The sequence below is a fragment of the Blastocatellia bacterium genome (genome assembly GCA_025054955.1).
Taxonomy (GTDB): domain Bacteria; phylum Acidobacteriota; class Blastocatellia; order HR10; family J050; genus JANWZE01.
On sequence record JANWZE010000099.1, the window covers coordinates 1 to 19,074 of the forward strand.

Genomic DNA, 19,074 nt, shown 5'->3' on the forward strand with positions numbered 1-19,074 from the left:
CATTTCAAATCGGCACGTTTGAAATCAGCCAACTGATTTGCCGCTGCAGTAACTTACTAGCCCCTTCGCTACTGCTCGGGTCTAACCAAACCGCTGCTGCGAGAGAGTGATTCTATAAAAAAAAGCCAGAGAATGCCAGACTGTGAGCCGTGCAGACTTGATGTGCCAAAAACACGAAAACCCTCTCGGTTGACCGAGAGCCGCCGGTCAAAGGTTTTCGTCTACTCGTCTTCAGGGTATTTTCGAGAGGAAATCATCCTGATCGCAGATTGCAGACTGCCGATTGCGGGTTGATAAAACACATACCGATTGCGGGCTGCGGGTTGATAAAACTCATGCCAGTGGTCTGGAGAAAGGCCATGCTTGAGTCAGGGGGCAGGAGTCGGAAGTCAGAAGTCAGGAGCCAGAAGTCAGAGTCAGGGGCATAATTCCAATAGTCTGGAGAAAGGTCGTGTTTGATGAAGCGACATGAGGAGCAGCAGCAGAACGTCCTAAGCAGCCGCCTCCAATTTTCCATGCGTGTATGGGATTGCTTCTTCATGCCACGCTCGCTTCTGCTGAGCCGCGCAAGCGGCGCACGCGAAGGCAGCCAGACATGCAACGTCTGGAATAGCAGCGCAAGCGGCGGTGGCGCGTTGCAGAAGCGCCAGAGCAACGCACTCGTGGCCAGCGATTGCACAGCATGAACGAGCCGATGAGAGAACGGGGTGGCGCTGTCGAACGCGCGACGAACTATAGCAATTTTCAATTGCCGTTACCCGGGAAGCGCCCGCCTTGCGGGCTCACGCACGCTGGAAGTGCGCGCCCCAGCGTAGATTGATTCGCAAACCGCTCTAGGGATGACGGCTCCCAGACGTTGCAACTCTGGCTACCATCTCACTCAGCGAGCGTCCACACGGCAACGCCCCTACAAAGAACGTGGTCTTCTTCTCTCGATTGGTGTCAGATGAGAAAGCGGCCACACGCTGCTGAACTGGCGCCAAGGCCATTTGTACCAAAAGGCAAAAACAGCAGCCTCATCGTGCCAGAGGTGAGAACCTGGACAATTTCTCTGACGAGCGGCCGCGAACTCGGGTTTTTACTGCTGTGGTTGTGGCTGCTGTTGTTGTTGCTGTTGCTGTTGTTCAGCCTCTTTGCGTTTTGTCAATTCGATCGCCTTGTCGCGAGCTTTGTTCGCCTCATCCATGAGCGCTTTCCTCTTCTGAGGATCGCGTTCAACATAAGCCTTCTCGCGCAATAGGAGGTTCTTATAAACCCATGCATCCGAATATTCAGGGGCTAACGACAGGGCGCGATCAACGTATTCCAAGCCCTTATTGGCAAGCTCCACTACCTTCGGCTTTTCGGCATCCGGAACATTATACTCCGGCTCAGGATATTTCATTATCCGGTATTTTGCTGTGATAGTGGTTGCCTCGCCCCAGTATTCGGTTCCGAGTGTATAGTAAACTTCTGCTTTGTCCTTATCAGTCATTCCAGGCACGTCGGCTCGCCTGAGCATCCATTTGCGCTTTTCATCCTTATTGTTGAGGTTGCCGTAAATCGTGGCAATATAAGCAATCGCGTTGCTGAGGCTTTGAGTATCAGGATTCGGCTTCTGACTCTCCTGCTCGTAAATCTCCTGATAGACTTGTAAGGCCTCTTTTGCCAGAGCCTCCTCACCACTCAGATTGTATTTGGCGTATAGAGTAGCCCCGTAGTAAGCCTTCAATTGGGGTAAATTGGGATCCTGCGATAGAGCTGTCTTGAGCAACTCCAATGCCGTATCATATTCGCCACGATTAAACGCATAGGCTGCTTGATTCAAGTTATCCTTGGCTTTAATCGTGTTGATAAATTGGCATCCGCTCAGTGTGAGTGCCAAGACCACTGCACCGACGGCCACGATCTGTTTATAAACGTTCACGCTCGCTGAGCCTCCTTCACGATATTCAATGGGACCACATCGCCTCTAAGCAGGGACGTTCAGAAAGCTGTCTCGGTCAGCTATCATCCCTGTCACCCCTCTAGGATTCCGGTAGATCATCTATCTGTAACCCGATTGGGGAGGCGCCGGCGCCCTTAGCGATATCAATAATTTTCACGATCTCACCATAAATTGCGCTACGAGCAGCGCGCACGAAGATCGTTCTACGATCTGAAGGCAATGGGTCAAGAATTTCTTTCAACCGTGCTCCAAGCCTGTCAAGGGTAACATCCTCTTGGTTGATTTTGGCGCCAGTCACGATCCCTTGTGGATTGACATCCAAGCCCAGCACAATCACCAACGGATTGACCACGTCAACATTGCCTTGCGCCCGCTCGGGAATTTTCGACTCAATCTTGTGCGGCTTCAACGGGGTGATGACCATGAAAATGATCAGTAACACCAATAATACATCAATCAGAGGCGTCACATTAATATCGGGTTCTGCATGCATACCCCGATCAACCGGTTTTTCTTCAACATCAATCGCCATATTTACTCCTCAAAACTCTCAGTAGCTTTGCCGAAAGAAGCCGTACTCGACAAGCTACTGCCCTCCCTCACACGAACGCCGCATCAAATTGAGATGCCGCGCCAGTGCAAGGGCTAGCCCAAGGAATCAGCCTCCAGCCACGTCATGGCTTTGGGGCTTCGCCTTTTTTGCCTGGATCAACAACGAGTCCGACTCGATCAATACCGGCGCTTCGGATGGCATCCACGGCTGAAACCACATATTGATACTTGACGCGATTGTCACCTTTGACGTAGACGACGCGCTCGCCGATTGGCTTATTTTCCATCATCTTTTCAATGCGCGTCTTCATCTGTTCCAGTGTCACAGAATCGCGTCCCAAAAAATAGGTTCCATCCGCCGGGATCGCCACAATGACCGCTGACTCCTTGTTGATGGCCTGATCTTCCTCTCCATGCGGTCCCTTGGGCAGCACAACTGTCACGCCCTGTTGCAAGAAGGGTGTCACCACCATGAAGATGATGAGCAACACCAACATCACATCCACCATGGGCGTGACATTGATGGTGGCGACAAGCCCCCTATTGGCGCCAACTTGCATGCCCATAGCTATTCACCTCGCTTCTTGAGGAAGTAATCAATCAACTCGGATGAAGAGTTCTCCATCTCGACAACGAACGAGTCCACACGGCTGGTGAAATAGTTAAACATCCACACCGCCGGCAGCGCCACGAAAATGCCAAATGCTGTGGCCACCAATGCCTCAGCAATTCCACCGGCGACAGCGCCGATACCAGCCGATTCAGCCAGCTTCAGGCCCTGAAATGAATTGACGATGCCGACGACCGTGCCAAACAATCCAACAAACGGGGCCGTCGAACCAATCGTGGCAAGCGCCGACAAGCCACGTTTGAATTCAGCCGTCTTCACCGCGATAGCTCGCTGCAAGGCACGCTTGGCCGAATCAATAATTTCTCCAGGAATCTCCTTTGAGAGTTTGTGGGCTTGAAATTCTTGGAGACCCGAATTGACGACCATCGCCAGATGGCTCTTCTTGAACTTATCCGAAATGCTAATGGCTTCGTCAATCTTTCCGGTGCGCAGCGCATTGGCTACTTTCGGCGCAAATTCCCGCGACTGCTTCTTTGCAGCATTGAAACTCAACCACCGCTCAATCGTCACGGCAATTGAGTACATAGACATGATCGCCAAAATGATCACTGTCGCCAATGCCACGCCACCCATACGGCGCAACATATCCCACAAGGTGAAGCTAATTTCCTGTCCCCCTTCCTGCAACCAGAGAGCCAGCGGCCCTCCTGCTCCAAACAACATCTCAATCATGGTATCAAATGCCTCCTCATCAAGATTTGTTCAATTGAGACTCATAGTCTGAAATTGAAAATCAAAACTCCAGTGACTTTAATCGGCACACCGCTGAGCAATGTCGGGCGGAACTTCCACCCATGCGCCGCTTCCAGCGCCGCTTGCCGCAACAGCGGATGCCCTTCAATGACGCTTGCTGAAATGACATTCCCTGCCTCATCAATCACCACTTCGACTTGAACCGTACCGGACACGCGCGCGCTGCGTGCAATGGCCGGGTACGTCGGTTCAACGCGACGGATGGCGTTGCCCTGAAGCACTCCGCCAGAAACGCGACGAGGCGTTTTGGGAACCTCAACCTTCGGCTCTTCTTTTGGCGGCGGTGGTGGCGGCGCAGGCGCTGCTCCCGTGCCACCTAACACACCCCCTACAACTCCACCAATGACACCACCGGGCACACCACCCGGAACGCCGCCCGGGACACCAAAGCCTGCTCCGGTTGTCTCTACCTGCACTACAGGCATGTCAGCCTTCGGGAGCTCTTTCAGGACTTTGGTCGGAGCGACAAATCCCTTGGGAACGATGATCGCTGATTTGGGGATAACCGGTGCAGCAGGAGCTGCAGCCGGTGGCGGTGGTGGTGGCGGCGGCGGCGGTGGCGCTACTAATGCTGCCGACATCACCTGTTCCTTAAACTCAGGGTTCGCCAGCATAATGCCGGTCACGATTGAGACCAACAAAGCCACCGCATAAGCGACCATCGTGCCAAGAAAATACCATTTGGTCTGAGTTTTGACCTTCTTCGTGGTTGATTCGATCAAAGAATTCTCAAACATATATCCCCCGTCTCCTTGCCAATGGGTCAACGGCTATTTTGCTCTCATTGAATTGTCAGGCCAACAAGCGCCCTCAGTATAATCCGATTTGAATTGCCAGTCAAGCAGAACTTAACTGGCAACCATCTTACGTTTTACATCACGCCGAGCTGATGCAACCTCCTGGTGACCAGAGGCGCGTAGCTCCTTGCGTTGTTGCCACCAGACCATAATCGGACTGGCAATAGCCAGCGTTGAATAGGAGCCAACGACAATACCAATCGTCAACGCTAACGCCAAACCACGCAATACTGGCCCTCCCCAAATCAGCAATGCCAACACGGCGAGAAAGGTCAGCCCAGAGACTAAGATTGTGCGCGAGAGCGTCTGATTGATGCTATCGTTGACCAGTTGCGGCAGACTGTCTTTACGTCTTAGTTTCAGGTTCTCGCGAATGCGATCAAAGATAACGATCGTATCATTGACCGAGTAACCGGCTAAGGTCAACAATGCGGCCACAACATTGAGAGAAATTTCTTCCTGTAAGATGGAAAACACACCCAGCGTTACTAACAAATCATGACAAACCGCCACAACAGCCGCTACACCATAAATCCATTCAAAGCGAAATGCCATGTAGAGAAGAATTCCGACAAACGATGCTAACGTGACATAAATCGCGCGCTGTTGCAATTCCGCGCTGATCTGAGGGCCGACCTCTTCATAGCCGGTCAACGCCACATTGCCGGCAAAAAACTGTTTCGGCAATGCATCGGCCAGCGCCGAAGAAAAGCCCGATATATTTTTTAAGTCGGCGATTTGATTGATGAGTCCACCACTCTGTTTGTCTCTATAATCAATGATCAGGTCAGCGTACTTGGTGTACTCAGCGGCAGCGGCTGATTGTCCTGAGGCATTGAGTCCGAGGGGGTCCGACTCAATCAATTTATTGCGCAAAGTCTCACGTCCAACTGTATTGAGGTCAGTTTTGCTGGCGGCATCAGCCGGATCATTAAAGCTGGCCAGCGCGGCTAAAATAGCCCGTTTTTCCTCGCCAATTCGCTCAACGGGTTCAGGCGCGGCAGAGGTTGCCGGTGAAGCCGGCGCCGGTGAAACTGCAACGGGCGGCGTGCCAGCCTGACCTGACGAGTCGGTTGGCGCTTGCGGTTGGGCACCCGATGCTGGCGATGCCGTCTCACCAGACTGAGGCCGGTTGGTCCCGGACTGTGGTTGCGCTGAGGGCGTTGTTGCCTGAGGTGGCTGAGCCTGTTGTAATGAAGCAGCAAGCACGTCTCCTGCCGATGGTCTATAGCCAACGTTGGTCGCTCCCTGTCGTTGCGGCAAGCGAATTAAGACTTGATTCTCATTGCCTGTGATCGGATCACTAATGGGTTGAATGATAACCTTACCTACATCAATTCCATGTTTACTCAAAGCCTGACGGATTTGATCCTCCGATGGACGCCGTTCTCTAAACTTGACAGTGGCCAGCACGCCGCCAGAAAAGTCAATGCCTAAATTGAAGCCTTGAACAACCACGGAGATCATGCCGGCCAGGAGCAAGGCAATTGAGAGCATAATAAACGGACGCTTGAGGCCCAACCAGTCAACGTTTGGATTCTTAATTAGCTCGTACATGACACGTTTCTCAGATACTCAACCGTTCCGGAGCCGCCCCTTGTCGGCTCAGCAGCCACAGGAAAAATGTCTTGGAGGCAAACACAGCCGTAAACAGATTGGCGAGCAACCCGCACACCAGCGTGACGGCAAATCCGCGAATTGGCCCAGTGCCGAACACAAAGAGAAACAGGGCAGCGATAATCGTGGTGACATTGGAGTCGAAGATGGTGACAAATGCGCGATCGAATCCCAGCGTCACCGCCGACATCACCACCTTACCGCTTTTGAGTTCTTCACGAATACGCTCAAACACAAGCACGTTGGCATCCACAGCCATGCCAATAGTCAGCGCAATACCGGCAATGCCAGGTAGTGTCAGCACCGCGCCGAACAACCGTAAAGCGGCCAGCAACAGGAAAACATTCAGCACCAGGGCGACCACCGCGTTGACGCCGGAGAGACGGTAATACAGGATCATGGCCACAACGACTAACGCGAGTCCGACAAGCGCCGCCGCCACGCCCTGCCGAATTGAGTCAGCACCCAGGCTCGGTCCGACGGTGCGCTCCTCTAAATAGGTGAGGCGAGCCGGCAGTGCTCCTGAATTCAACGTCAGAGCGAGGTCATCAGCTTCTTCCTTGGTAAAATCACCTTCAATTACACCTTCAGCCTCAATGCGACTTTTGATATTGGGCGCGCTTTTGATGACGTCGTTCAGCACAATTGCTAATTGTTTGCCAATGTGACTGCCGGTGAACTCGCCGAATTTCTTGGCGCCTTCCGGGCGTAACGAAAAGAGAATTTCGTAGGTGTTGGCCCCAGTTCGTGAGATGACACCTTGAGCGCGTCGCAGTTCAGCGCCCGTCACCACTGGCGTTTTTTCCACAACGTAATACTGCTCTGTCTTCGGCTCATCGGCACTGCGACGGCGTGATTCGACCGGCAAAATTTGCTTATCCGGCGGAACGGTTCCACCCAACTCTTTCAGCGCTTCGTCGCGGGAGGCAAACGGGCCGTTGGTGACCAGCTTTAACTCCAGGCGCGATTCGGCGCGAATCAAATTCTTGACGCGCTCCGGGTCATCCACGCCGGGCAATTGCACCAGAATTTGATGCGCCGAGGCCGGCCCGTGTCGTTGAATGGTCGGCTCAGCCACGCCAAACTCGTTGACGCGCGTCTCGATGATGCGCAACGCTTGCTCAGTGGCGCGATTGGCTAACGCAGCGGCTTCTTCAGGCTTGATCGTGAAGACGACGTTCTTGCCTTGTGTTTCCACAACCCAGCCGGGCCCAAAATCCTCGCCAATAAATTTCTTCACGTCCTCGATGCGGGTGGTGTCGTCCATCTCGACAACGACCTGCCCAATGCGCGGCGAGACGACGTTCTTCACTTGAATGTTTTCCTTTTGCAAGATATCGCGGGCCTTGGCGATGTTGCCATCGGTGACGGCTTGCAGGGCGTCGGTTGTCTGTACCTTGAGGATTAAATGACTCCCACCCTTGAGGTCCAAGCCAAGCTTGATATTATCAGCCAGGTTCTTTCTCAGTTGCGTCAGCGTGAAGTTACTTTTGAAGACGGAGGCCGAGAACTCCCCAGTTAACGGATCGGTCAGGCGGAATGGACCAAACAGGAGAAACAACGCCAGTAACATTACACCCAGAATGATGTAGAGACGAACACGAACATTTTTGGTCATACTTTAATCTACCGCTCTAATTATTAGTTGAGTCAGACCGCGAATCCAACCCAGCCACCGCCGAGCGTGAAACCTCCAGCCGAGATTGATCCGAGCGAATCGTCAGCCGGTCGTCACGTACACTGAGGATCGTCCCATGAATCCCGCTGACCGTAACAATTTTGTCTCCGACCTTCAGGTTGTTAATCAGCTCTTGCAATTTCTTTCGCCGAATTTGCTCGGGGCGAATGATCAGCAGATAGAAAATGGCCAGGACAATTAGAAAGGGGATAAATGCTGTCAATGCGTTCATAACAACCGACCCACATCGTTATGTTGGATTGTTGGAATTCGCTTGATACCGGCCAGTGAACTCAGCGTAAAACTCCGCGAATTTTTTAAGCGCGATAGCATGCCTCATTTTACTTATTGTGTCAAGATAAAAATAGAGGTTGTGATGGGTGCAAAGGATCGCGCTAAGCATTTCATTGGACATATATAGATGCCGCAGATACGCCCGTGAATAACGCCGGCAGACAAAGCACTGGCAGCGCGCATCAATAGGATTTGGATTGCGCGCCCACGTGGCATTTTTGATATTGACCGGTCCGTCGGTGGTGAACACTTGCCCATTGCGCGCATGGCGGGTCGGCATCACGCAATCGAACATATCCACGCCGCGGGCCACGCACTCGAGTATATCCAACGGCGTGCCGACACCCATCAAGTAGCGCGGCGCTGACTCCGGCATGCTGGCTGTCGTCGCCTCGACCGTGTCGTACATCTCTTGCTTGCCTTCCCCGACACTTAATCCGCCAATGGCGTATCCATCAAATCCGATCTCCACCAGTGCCTCCAGACTGCGCTGTCGCAAATCAACAAACGTGCTGCCTTGGATAATACCGAACAGCGCCTGCCGTCGCGCAGCGTCCCGTTCATCAAAGCGCTGTCGGCAACGCCGCGCCCAGCGTGTTGTCAGCGCGACAGCTTGCTCGGCCACAGCGTACGGGCTTGGGTTGCGGACACATTCATCGAGCACCATGGCCACGTCTGAACCGAGCGCAATCTGGATATCCATCGCTGTCTCAGGCATGAGCAAGTGCCATGAGCCGTCCAAGTGCGATTGAAATTGAACGCCTTCCTCAGAGACCTTGCGCAGCGGCGCCAAGCTGTAGATTTGAAATCCGCCGCTGTCGGTCAGAATCGCGCGGTCCCACGAGATGAATTGATGCAAACCTCCCATCTGCTCAATCACTTCATGTCCAGGCCGCAAGTATAGATGGTACGCATTCGCTAAGATGATCCTGGCGTCCAATTGTTCCAGCATTTCCTGCGTTTGCGATTTGACAGTCCCACCTGTGCCGACAGGCATGAAGACAGGGGTTTCAATTGAGCCATGCGCTGTATGAAGCAATGCCAGGCGCGCACGGCTCGTGGCATCGGTGGCGATGACTTCAAACCCAAACGGGCGGCTCGAATCGCGACTCATAGGCTGGTGTTGATCGTTTGACGGGTTGGCATGGGAGGGCTATTATAGAAAGCGCTGTCAACCTTGAGAAGCGAGGACGATCATGAAACCGCTATTGTTATCGGTGGTACTATTGACCATCGCGTCAACGGTAAGCGCGCAAACAACCGGTTCATTGTTGGGCACGCTTCGTGAAAACGGAACAATGGCTCCGCTGGTCGGAGCCCACATCCGTATCATGGCAATGGCTTTTGATCACGAATTCGCCACTACGACTGATGAGCGAGGCCGCTTCGCATATCTTGGACTATGGCCGGGGCGTTATCTGGTCACCATCACCAAGAGCAACTACGCGACGATAGACGTGTTCGATGTGGTCATCGAGCGCAGTGAAACAACGCGGCTGGACTTAACGATGACGCCGGCAGACCGGGCACCTTTCAAACGCCAGATGATGCGCTATCGCCGCCCGCTCGTCTGTCTGGATGATGCGAATATCAAATATGTCTTTCGCGCAGGTTTCTGAGCATGGCGGCGCCACTGGTTCCCTGGAGCGATCTGTCTCAGCAGCGGCCGGCGCTCATCACCGAGACTGAACGGCCGCAGCCACCTTTTCCGCAGCATCGCGCATACTGGTTGCGCTCGTAATCGTCAATCCTGAATTGTCGAGCATCTGGCGAGCTTTGTCGGCATTGGTTCCTTCCAATCGAACGACCATCGGAATCTTCAATCCGATCTTTCGCGCCGCTTCGATAACCCCTTCGGCCACCACATCGCACCGCACGATGCCGCCAAAGATATTGATCAGCACTGCCTTGACATTGGCATCCGAGAGCAAAATCCTAAAGGCATTCTCCACCCGCGTCGTCGTGGCTGTGCCGCCGACATCGAGGAAGTTGGCCGGCGCGTTCCCGGTCAATTTGATGATGTCCATGGTGGCCATCGCCAGCCCTGCGCCGTTAACCATGCAGCCGATATTGCCATCCAGCTTGATGTAATTGAGGTCGTACTTCGAGGCTTCGACTTCCAACGGCGCTTCTTCATTCAGATCACGCAGCGCCGCATACTCTTGATGACGGAACAGCGCGTTGTCATCGAAATTCACCTTGGCGTCAAGCGCCAGCAGGTGACCTTCCTGTGTCAGCAAGAACGGATTGATCTCGGCCAGCGAAGCATCCAGCTTGACAAACGCATCAGCCAACGCCGTCATGAACTTGGTGGCCTGGCCAACCAGCTCGCCGGAGAAGCCCAATCCGAACGCCAATCGTCGAGCTTGAAACCCCTGCAATCCAAGCATCGGGTTGAACGGTTCTTTGAGAATCGCTTCAGGATTGGTGGCTGCGACTTCTTCGATATCCATACCGCCGGCAGCGCTGGCCATGAAGACGGGCAATTGGAGGCTGCGATCCACCACGATACCCAGGTAAAATTCCTGCTTGATGTTGAGCGCTTCTTCGATCAGCAGTGTTCGTACCTGCCGGCCTTCTGGCCCCGTCTGATGCGTCACCAACGTCATGCCCAGCATGGCGCGGGCCAGTTCGACAGCTTCCTCGGGCGAAGCAGCCAGTCTGACGCCGCCGCCTTTGCCGCGACCACCAGCATGAATCTGCGCTTTGACAACGACGCGACCACCAAGCTGCTCAGCCGCCGCACGAGCCGCTTCTGGCTCGGTGATCACGATCCCACGCGGCACAGTCACGCCGAACTGCTTCAGTAATTGCTTGGCTTGATATTCATGAATCTTCATAGTCTGAACGTTCCTAATCCGTTGCCACTTTTCGACCGGCAACGAGAGCGGCACTTTATGGCGTGCTCTAGTAAAAGTCAAGGCTCGCACCGACAGCCCGTAGACACGCTGCGCCTCTAAAAATAAAATTACGCCTTACGAGGAGTGAGGGCTATGAATATAACCAGCGCGTTACTCATCGTTGATGTCCAAAACGATTTCTGCGCAGGCGGCGCCCTGGCCGTACCAGACGCTGAGGCGATCATTCCGGTGCTGAACAACTACATCGAGCAATTCATGCAAGCGGGACAGCCCATTTATGCATCCCGTGATTGGCATCCGCCGGTGACACGCCACTTCAAAGCCTATGGAGGCATCTGGCCGCCGCACTGTATTCAAGGCACAAAGGGAGCTGAATTCCATCCTGATTTGAAATTGCCCAACGAGGCGGAGATCATTTCAAAAGGCATGGCTTATGATGCTGACTCTTACTCAGCCTTTGAGGGCGTGGATAGCCAGGGCCGCAAGCTCGCCGTTGCTCTGCGCGAACGAGGCATAGACCACCTTTACATCGGCGGGCTTGCCACAGATTACTGCGTCAAGCACACAGCGTTCGATGCGCTGAAAGCGGGCTTTCATGTGACCATCCTCGAAGACGCCGTGCGCGGCGTGAACGAAGCCGATTCGGCCTATGCCATTGAAGAGCTCCTTCGCCTTGGGGCAACTAAGGGCGTTTTCCAGGATGTCACACACGCCGCTGCCTGAAGCGTTACCACCGTGGGCGCTCTTGGGCGGGTCGAGACCCAATCGTTCCGGCGCCACACGCTCCTGGCTGAGAGATTACCACTGGAGGCGCTGCGAATGAGCGCTCACGTTCCTGTCGCAGACCACTCCGGCGCATGAGAACGAGGAACACCGCCAGAGCCAAATGAGGCCGCGCAGAGCTTGTCGCTCCATTCACGTCGCCTGGCCAGGCTTGCCGTGCAGCGAAACTGCCCCTCTATTGTGGAATCTCAATTGGCTTGCCGGGCACAATGGTTGACAACTTGCTATCTCGTAGCGCCTCGTTCAGCTTCGGCACGGTCTGCTCGATGAATTGGTTGACCTGACCGAGCTTCTGCCGAACCTCCGCTTGAAGCTCGCCGAAGAATTCGCGTTGATAGGGCGTCGGCGCGGCATTCGTGCCATCCAGATCAAAGAAGAGCGAATTGATATGCTCTAGCAGTTTCGGACCGCTACTGAAGCCGGGTATATCGCGGGGACGGGTCAGCCCACTTTGCAACGACTCGACTTGCTTCAGATGTTCCGACAAGGCTTTCTTCAACTCCTCTGATGTGTCTGGGGCGCGGTCTTTGACCGTCTTGTCAAGCTGGGTTAGTTGGTCTTTGATGCTATCGAGCGCGCGCAGCGCATCATTGGTTGCCGATTGCATCTGGCGCAGTTTGAGCGTGTAATCGAGCTGCGCTTGAAGGTCAGTGGCTGGCACCGAGAACGTTGGATCAAGGCGAACCTCAACCCGTTTGGAGAGCGATGTCTCGCCCAGCGTCAGTTTGACTGTGTACGTTCCGGGCACAACCTGTGGTCCGCGCGGGCCGCCGGTGAATTCGGTCTCTTCTTCACTGGGCGGCCGTCGCAATCGCGGGCCCTCATAGCGCAAATCCCACGCCACTCGATTCAGTCCTTTTTCTTGCGGAATGTTTTTCAGTTCGCGGATCAACCGGCCATCGGCGTCCAGAATTTGAATCTTGACGGCGTTCTTTTCGTCGGGCTTGTTTTTCAGATAGTAGGTGATGAGCGCGCCATAGGGGGGATTAGGGCCGGTGAACGGTTTGTTGCCGATCCCATAGCGCGACATGCGCGTGGCAAACCGCCAGGCCGGCTTCATGTCAAAGAGGTGAACATCGCGGCTCAGGATGTCGGCGTTCAGTTGTTGAATTGGCGTCGCATCATCAAAAATCCACAACGAGCGGCCATGCGTGGCCAGAATCAGGTCGTTCTCGCGTGGGTGCACCAGTATGTCATGAACGGCCACAGTGGGCAGATTTTTCATGCCGAGTGAAATCCAGTTGAATCCGCCCGTGTAGGACACAAACAAACCAAGTTCGGTCCCTGCGTACAGCAGGCTGGGGTTGTTTGGGTCCTCGCGGACCACCCAGACATAGGCGTTATTGGGCAGATTGCCGGAGATGTTGGTCCAGCTTCGTCCTCCATCGGTCGTCTTGTAGATATACGGACGCAGGTCATTGAGCATGTGGCGATCAAACGAAACGTAGGCGGTGGTGGCGCTGAGGCGCGATGGCTCGACATGCGACACGGGCGAATAGGCTGGCAGACCAGGCACGTTTTTGATGACATTGGTCCAGGTTTGACCGCCGTCGGTGGTGACCTGCAAATTCCCATCATCGGTGCCGGCCCAGATCACACCGGCGCGAACTGGCGATTCATTAACGCTGATAATCGTGCAGTGATATTCGGCCGTGGTATTCTCGTTCCAGACTGGCCCGCCGGCTTCTTTGAGTTTATTCGGATCATTAGTGGTCAAGTCGGGACTGATGACAGTCCAGCTTCGACCGAAATCAGTAGACTTGAACAGCACATTGCCGGCGAAATAAACCGTCTTTTGGTCATGCGGCGAGGCGATAATAGGCGAATTCCAGTGGAAGCGATACTTCAACTCGCCGGCCGGCCCGCCATCGTTCCGACGGGGCTGCGGACTGACATCTTGTTGCTCGCGGGTGCGTATGTCGGTGAGCATCAAGTTGCCACCTTGCGATTCAGTTAAAACCAGGTCGGGATTGTTCGGGTGACTGACGACGTGAAAGCCGTCGCCAAAACTGATCAGCCGCCAGTCGTCATTGAGGATGCCCGCCGGCTCGCGTGTGCGGCTCGGACCGATCCACGTGCCGTTATCTTGCAAGCCGCCGCTGACGTAATAAAACGGCAACCGATTATCGGCATGAACCTGATAAAATTGCCCCAACGGCATATTGTTGACGTATTCCCACGTCTCGCCACGATCATAGGAAACGGCCACGCCACCATCTTGCCCTTGCCACATGCGGTGTGGATTGGTCGGATCAATCCACAAGGCGTGATAATCCACATGCGTGCGTTGCGAAATACGACGAAACGTTCTGCCACCGTCGTTGGAGACGAACAACATGGAAGCTATCGCGTAGATGCGGTCTTCGTCTGTCGGATCAACGCGCAGGTCAGAATAATAGAATCCGCGTGAGACGATATTGGCCTGTTTAGAAATTTGCTTGAACGTCTCGCCACGATCATCAGAGCGAAAGAGCGTTCCTTCTTTGGTCTCGCCGATCACATACACAATGCGCGGATTGCTTGGAGCCACCTTGACGCCCAATCGGCCCACCAGTTTGGGCAATCCTTGTTCGCATTTCTTCCATGTGCGGCCGCCGTCAACTGATTTGAAGATGCCGCTCTTTTCGCTGCCGCTGCGGAACGTCCAAGGCTTGCGCTCGAAATGCCACATGGCGCAAAAGAGGATATTTGGATTGGATGGGTCTATATCCATGTCGGCCACGCCGTGTTGCGCATCAATGAACAACGTCTTTTGCCACGAGCGGCCGCCATCAGTAGTCATGAACACGCCACGTTCCTCGTTGGGTCCGAACGCATGTCCTAATGCGCCGACATAGACGATGTTTGGATCGCGCGGATTGATCAGGATGCGCGAAATATGGCGTGTCTGTTGGAGTCCTAGGTGCTGCCATGTCTTGCCGCCGTCGGTGGACTTGTAGACGCCGTCGCCGAATGAAACGCTATTGCGCACGTTGGCTTCACCTGTGCCCACCCAGATTACGTCGGGATTACCCGGCTCCAAGGCGATGTCGCCAATTGAAATGGTGCCCTGCCGTTCAAACAGGGGCGTCCACGTCACGCCGCCGTTGGTTGTTTTCCACAATCCACCAGAGGCCGTTGCCACATAAACCAGATTAGGATTGCCGGGCACGCCTTCAACATCGGTCGTCCGTCCACCCATGTTAGCCGGGCCGATACTGCGCCACTCTAATCGCTCAAACACGGTCGCCGGAATCGGCGACTGCCCATCACTGGCAAGCCGCATTTGAGCCAGAAGCTGATTCGGGATCAAACTCAAGGCAACGAGCCAAGCCAACCAAGAAGTAACGAGTAATTTTTGGATTCGCACAATAGACCTCCTCACCCGAAGAAATTAAGCATCGGACTCCGCCGCTGTCTGACCTCAGTGATAAGAATTTGCTATCGTTCGGAGAGGCTAATTCTATGGCGATCTGGCTTGGTAGGTCAAGTCAAGAACGGACACGGCGCGTGTGAACGCGACAACATGCAGTGCTCATTCACTCTCATGAGCGTCACTCGATGCTCTGTTACTACACTGGGGTCACCATTCATCGCTTGTCACCCTCGTTTCGTCGGCCGTTCTTGCCAGAATAATCGGAGATGAAGGGAACGAAAAATGGACGCGGCTTGCCGTCGCTGTCGTTACTCGTTCTTGCCGAGCTTGACAGGAATGACCAGCTCCTGACCATCGCGGATGACTTTGACCTGCACGGTTGTGTATGGCGCTGTTTGACGGATGCGCCGACTCAGCTCACTGGGCGTGCGGATGGGGTGGCCGTTGAACTCAATGACGATGTCGCCATTTTTGATGCCGGCCAAATCAGCCGGATCATTGGGCAGGACGTCATTCAGTTGCACACCCCACAGCTCTCTGCCGGGCACACGGACACGTTCGCCATCATCACCGATGCCGAAAAAACCGACCGGCCCGTCTGGCCCACGATCACGGAAATCGTCCTCGATACCCGTCACTACGATCACTTCCATCGGTTGACCATCGCGCAGAATTTTGAGCCGAAGCTCTGAGTGTGGCGGTGTTGATCGCAGCACTCGGCGCAGCTCCCGTTCGCTGCGCACCAGCGCGCCGTTGGCTTCAACGATCACATCACCACCAATCAAGCCAGCCTGGTCGGCAGGCGTCCCGTCGTAAACCTCCTCAATCATCACTCCCTGATCTTCATCTTCGAGATTGACGCCAATATAAGAAGCGGGCAGGGTTGCCACCGCGGGCGCTGCGCGACGGTTCGATATCCGATGCGTAATGATCCCACCAACCACTACGCTGAGCGATACCACTCCAACGGCGATCCAGATAGCAAGCCGACGGCCGCGCCGTAGGCCGCCACGAGGGCGCATCTGGGTTGTTTCTTGCCCCATCGGCGCTGGCGTCATCCACGGCGGCGGTGTCGTATATGACGCTGGCTGTGTCTGATGATCTAGTGTCTCTGTGGCTACGTAATCCGGCAGACTTTGATCCAGCCGATAACCACAATAGCGGCAGAATCGCTGGTTTTCAGTCGTTTCTGCGTTACACTGTGGACACCTTGACGTCATGATGATGCTCCCCGGTATTGAGTTGGTGATGGCCACGACACATTGTACTGAGCCACAGCCTTCTACGCTACAAAGGAGAGACGAGTTTCGACCATTTCTGGACTAGAGCGGTTTGCGAATCAATCTACGCTGGGAGCGCACACTGCAGCGTGCATGAGCCCTCAAGGTAGGCGCTCCCTGGGTAAAGGCATTTGAAAATCGCTATAGTGATGCTTGGCTACTGATGCTTGGACGCATCAACAGGTTCAGCATCAACACGTGGCTGAAGAAGACCGCCTCAAGGTTTGCCACCTCAGAGAAACGATGTGGAAAGCTTTTGATCAACCTCGGCAAGAATAGCCCAGCCCGCGTCGTGCCCCTGTGAACTCATGCAGAGGCGATCACATCGGCTTGTTGGCTACCAACCGCCAATGGAACCTCACCGAGAAATGATCCGATAGGCGGGCGCTCGGCATCCACATCACCAGCAGCACGACGACTACATGGGCGCTCAGCGCCCCCCTCACCAGCAACGCGACGGCAGCCTCCAAGCTCATTGGAAGAGGCCTTCGCCCAATACTGGCGCAATGACAAGGCTGACCACTGACATCAGCTTGATCAAGATATTCATCGAAGGTCCTGAGGTATCTTTGAAGGGATCGCCGACCGTATCACCGACGACAGCCGCCTTATGGGCTTCGCTGCCCTTGCCGCCGAACTGGCCTGATTCAATATGCTTCTTGGCATTATCCCAGGCGCCGCCGGCATTAGCCATCAATAGCGCCAGCAAAACGCCTGTCGTTGTTGCGCCGGCCAGCATCCCACCGAGCGCCTGTTTGCCGAAGATAAATCCTACCAGGATCGGCGCCAGCACAGCGAAGACGCCGGGCAGGATCATCTCCTGTAGCGCCGCCGTCGCGGAGATGTCTACACAACGCGCCGTATCGGCCTTGGCTGTGCCATCCATCAATCCAGTGATCTCACGAAACTGCCGGCGCACTTCCTCAACCATCTTGAATGCCGCCTTGCCAACCGAGGACATCGTACTGGCCGCAATGAAGAACGGCACGATACCGCCGATGAACAGACCGACAACCACATAGGCATTGGTCAGATCAATCACGCTCATGCCGGCTGAACTGCGGAATGCCGAAAATAGCGCCAGCGCCGTCAGTGCCGCTGAGCCGATGGCGAATCCCTTACCGACGGCTGCCGTCGTGTTGCCGAGTGCGTCCAGACCATCAGTGATCTTGCGCGTCTCTGGCCCCAGATGACTCATCTCGGAAATCCCCCCAGCATTGTCGGCAATCGGACCGTAGGCATCCACTGACATCACCAGTCCTGTCGTTGCCAGCATCCCGACGGCGGCAATGCCAATGCCATACAACCCGGCTACGGCATGCGCAATGAGCACTGCTGAGCAAATTCCTAACATCGGCAAAATCGTTGACTGCATCCCGACAGCCAATCCGGTGATGATGTTGGTCGCAGACCCCGTGAGCGAAGCTTCGGCAATGCGCAGAATCGGCTTTTGCGCAGTGTAGTACTCGGTGATGTACCCGATGACTAAGCCGGCAACAGCGCCGGCAAGCACAGCCCAAAACGGACCATAGGGGACGGGGCTGTTGGGAAACTCCAACCCCATCACTGACACGGCAACGAACGTCCCTGCCACCATCAACGCAGATGAGAGCAGCGTCACCGATTTGAGCACGCTGGCCGGATTCATCTTTTTCAGCGCGCCGACAGCGATCACACTGATCAACGAGCTGAGCGTGCCGATGGCGGCAATCAGCAGCGGCAGCGCCATCCACATCAAGCGAGAACCGGTGAACTCCGCCGTCGTAGCTGCAATGGCAATGGTGGCCACGATCGCGCCGACATAGGACTCAAACAAATCAGCGCCCATGCCTGCCACATCACCGACGTTGTCGCCGACGTTATCGGCAATTGTTGCCGGATTGCGTGGGTCATCTTCCGGGATACCGACTTCAACCTTGCCAACCAAATCAGCGCCGACATCGGCTGTCTTGGTGTAGATGCCGCCGCCGACACGGGCAAACAGCGCAATGGAACTGGCTCCCATAGCAAAACCGCTGATAATGGCTGACGCCGTTTCGGGCGGCGTTCCGGCAATGATGGTGTACAGATAGAGCAAGAACCCAACGCCCACCAATCCCAGGCTGGCCACAGACATGCCCATGACGGAGCCGCCGTTGAACGCGACGCGCAACGCCTCGCTCTGTCCCCGACCGCGTGCCGCCTCAGCCGTTCGGACATTGGCGCGGGTCGCCGCTTTCATACCGAAGAAGCCGGCCGCCATCGAACATGACGCGCCGAAGACAAACGACAACGCCGTCAGCCCACCGTGCGGCAAGCCGAACGTAATAACAACAGCGACGACGACGATAAAGACAAGCAAAATCGAATACTCCCGCCGCAAAAAGACCATCGCGCCATCGTGAATGGCATTAGCAATCTCGATCATCACTCCGTCGCCAGCCGGTTGGCGCAGAACCTGCCGGTAGGTGAGCGCAGCAAAGGCCAACCCGACAAGGCCGATCAGCGGCATCATTAATATCAATGTCGCGTCATTCATGATTGTATAGCTCCAGAACCATAAATTG

The 19,074-nt window shown here is 54.9% G+C and carries 16 protein-coding genes; 2 read left to right on the forward strand and 14 right to left on the reverse strand.

The features are described from left to right. Positions 1-1,078 precede the first annotated feature (1,078 nt). The 9 genes from NZ823_12065 to tgt all read right to left on the reverse strand — a co-directional run bounded on the left by NZ823_12065 (position 1,079) and on the right by tgt (position 9,363). Positions 1,079-1,906, reverse strand: coding sequence for a tetratricopeptide repeat protein (locus tag NZ823_12065; protein MCS6805857.1), 828 nt, complete (start codon positions 1,904-1,906; stop codon positions 1,079-1,081). Between the two features lie 100 nt (positions 1,907-2,006). Next, positions 2,007-2,459 carry a biopolymer transporter ExbD gene (locus NZ823_12070; GenBank protein MCS6805858.1) on the reverse strand — a complete coding sequence of 151 codons (453 nt, stop codon included), beginning with the start codon at positions 2,457-2,459 and terminating at the stop codon, positions 2,007-2,009. Positions 2,460-2,601: 142 nt separating this feature from the next. Further along, positions 2,602-3,045 (reverse strand): biopolymer transporter ExbD, encoded by a 444-nt coding sequence (locus tag NZ823_12075; GenBank protein ID MCS6805859.1) that lies wholly within the window; start codon positions 3,043-3,045, stop codon positions 2,602-2,604. 2 nt (positions 3,046-3,047) lie between these two features. Continuing rightward, the gene (locus NZ823_12080) at positions 3,048-3,782 is read right to left on the reverse strand and encodes a MotA/TolQ/ExbB proton channel family protein (protein ID MCS6805860.1); all 735 of its coding nucleotides are present in this window, start codon (positions 3,780-3,782) and stop codon (positions 3,048-3,050) included. 41 nt (positions 3,783-3,823) lie between these two features. After that, positions 3,824-4,600, reverse strand: coding sequence for a TonB family protein (locus NZ823_12085; GenBank protein MCS6805861.1), 777 nt, complete (start codon positions 4,598-4,600; stop codon positions 3,824-3,826). A gap of 111 nt (positions 4,601-4,711) precedes the next feature. After that, positions 4,712-6,217, reverse strand: coding sequence for a protein translocase subunit SecF (gene secF / locus NZ823_12090; protein MCS6805862.1), 1,506 nt, complete (start codon positions 6,215-6,217; stop codon positions 4,712-4,714). A 10-nt stretch (positions 6,218-6,227) separates the two neighbouring features. Beyond that, positions 6,228-7,895, reverse strand: coding sequence for a protein translocase subunit SecD (secD, locus tag NZ823_12095; protein ID MCS6805863.1), 1,668 nt, complete (start codon positions 7,893-7,895; stop codon positions 6,228-6,230). A 16-nt stretch (positions 7,896-7,911) separates the two neighbouring features. After that, the gene (yajC, locus tag NZ823_12100; GenBank protein ID MCS6805864.1) at positions 7,912-8,187 is read right to left on the reverse strand and encodes a preprotein translocase subunit YajC; all 276 of its coding nucleotides are present in this window, start codon (positions 8,185-8,187) and stop codon (positions 7,912-7,914) included. Positions 8,188-8,205: 18 nt separating this feature from the next. Further along, positions 8,206-9,363, reverse strand: coding sequence for a tRNA guanosine(34) transglycosylase Tgt (gene tgt, locus NZ823_12105; GenBank protein MCS6805865.1), 1,158 nt, complete (start codon positions 9,361-9,363; stop codon positions 8,206-8,208). A gap of 82 nt (positions 9,364-9,445) precedes the next feature. Here tgt and NZ823_12110 point away from each other — a divergent pair, with 82 nt between their 5' ends. Next, a complete protein-coding gene (locus tag NZ823_12110; protein MCS6805866.1) occupies positions 9,446-9,868 on the forward strand; it encodes a carboxypeptidase-like regulatory domain-containing protein in 423 nt (140 codons plus the stop codon). A 57-nt stretch (positions 9,869-9,925) separates the two neighbouring features. On the opposite strand, the gene sucC is transcribed toward NZ823_12110, so the two are convergent. Next, on the reverse strand, positions 9,926-11,089 hold the full coding sequence (gene sucC / locus NZ823_12115) for an ADP-forming succinate--CoA ligase subunit beta (protein MCS6805867.1): 1,164 nt from the start codon (positions 11,087-11,089) through the stop codon (positions 9,926-9,928). A 153-nt stretch (positions 11,090-11,242) separates the two neighbouring features. On the opposite strand from sucC, the gene NZ823_12120 reads away from it, so the two are divergent. Continuing rightward, positions 11,243-11,833 (forward strand): nicotinamidase, encoded by a 591-nt coding sequence (locus NZ823_12120; protein MCS6805868.1) that lies wholly within the window; start codon positions 11,243-11,245, stop codon positions 11,831-11,833. Positions 11,834-12,068: 235 nt separating this feature from the next. Here NZ823_12120 and NZ823_12125 read toward each other — a convergent pair whose 3' ends face one another. The 4 genes from NZ823_12125 to NZ823_12140 form a co-directional block, all read right to left on the reverse strand. Beyond that, on the reverse strand, positions 12,069-15,242 hold the full coding sequence (locus NZ823_12125; GenBank protein MCS6805869.1) for a hypothetical protein: 3,174 nt from the start codon (positions 15,240-15,242) through the stop codon (positions 12,069-12,071). A gap of 314 nt (positions 15,243-15,556) precedes the next feature. Beyond that, positions 15,557-16,468, reverse strand: a complete 912-nt coding sequence (locus NZ823_12130; protein ID MCS6805870.1) for a PDZ domain-containing protein — start codon at positions 16,466-16,468, stop codon at positions 15,557-15,559. Between the two features lie 380 nt (positions 16,469-16,848). Continuing rightward, complete coding sequence (locus NZ823_12135) at positions 16,849-17,004, reverse strand: hypothetical protein (GenBank protein MCS6805871.1); 156 nt, start codon at positions 17,002-17,004, stop codon at positions 16,849-16,851. Then, positions 17,001-19,046 carry a sodium-translocating pyrophosphatase gene (locus NZ823_12140; protein ID MCS6805872.1) on the reverse strand — a complete coding sequence of 682 codons (2,046 nt, stop codon included), beginning with the start codon at positions 19,044-19,046 and terminating at the stop codon, positions 17,001-17,003. The genes NZ823_12135 and NZ823_12140 overlap by 4 nt, the downstream gene beginning before the upstream one ends. Positions 19,047-19,074 lie beyond the last annotated feature (28 nt).

Bases quoted from the DNA above. Each gene is read 5' to 3' on its own strand.
- NZ823_12075 (MCS6805859.1), bottom strand. From the start codon at position 3,045: ATGGGCATGCAAGTTGGCGCCAATAGGGGGCTTGTCGCCACCATCAAT.
- NZ823_12080 (MCS6805860.1), bottom strand. From the start codon at position 3,782: ATGATTGAGATGTTGTTTGGAGCAGGAGGGCCGCTGGCTCTCTGGTTG.
- secF (MCS6805862.1), bottom strand. From the start codon at position 6,217: ATGTACGAGCTAATTAAGAATCCAAACGTTGACTGGTTGGGCCTCAAG.
- NZ823_12140 (MCS6805872.1), bottom strand. From the start codon at position 19,046: ATGAATGACGCGACATTGATATTAATGATGCCGCTGATCGGCCTTGTC.
- tgt (MCS6805865.1), bottom strand. From the start codon at position 9,363: ATGAGTCGCGATTCGAGCCGCCCGTTTGGGTTTGAAGTCATCGCCACC.
- NZ823_12130 (MCS6805870.1), bottom strand. From the start codon at position 16,468: ATGACGTCAAGGTGTCCACAGTGTAACGCAGAAACGACTGAAAACCAG.
- secD (MCS6805863.1), bottom strand. From the start codon at position 7,895: ATGACCAAAAATGTTCGTGTTCGTCTCTACATCATTCTGGGTGTAATG.
- NZ823_12085 (MCS6805861.1), bottom strand. From the start codon at position 4,600: ATGTTTGAGAATTCTTTGATCGAATCAACCACGAAGAAGGTCAAAACT.
- NZ823_12110 (MCS6805866.1), top strand. From the start codon at position 9,446: ATGAAACCGCTATTGTTATCGGTGGTACTATTGACCATCGCGTCAACG.
- NZ823_12070 (MCS6805858.1), bottom strand. From the start codon at position 2,459: ATGGCGATTGATGTTGAAGAAAAACCGGTTGATCGGGGTATGCATGCA.
- NZ823_12120 (MCS6805868.1), top strand. From the start codon at position 11,243: ATGAATATAACCAGCGCGTTACTCATCGTTGATGTCCAAAACGATTTC.
- sucC (MCS6805867.1), bottom strand. From the start codon at position 11,089: ATGAAGATTCATGAATATCAAGCCAAGCAATTACTGAAGCAGTTCGGC.
- NZ823_12135 (MCS6805871.1), bottom strand. From the start codon at position 17,004: ATGAGCTTGGAGGCTGCCGTCGCGTTGCTGGTGAGGGGGGCGCTGAGC.
- yajC (MCS6805864.1), bottom strand. From the start codon at position 8,187: ATGAACGCATTGACAGCATTTATCCCCTTTCTAATTGTCCTGGCCATT.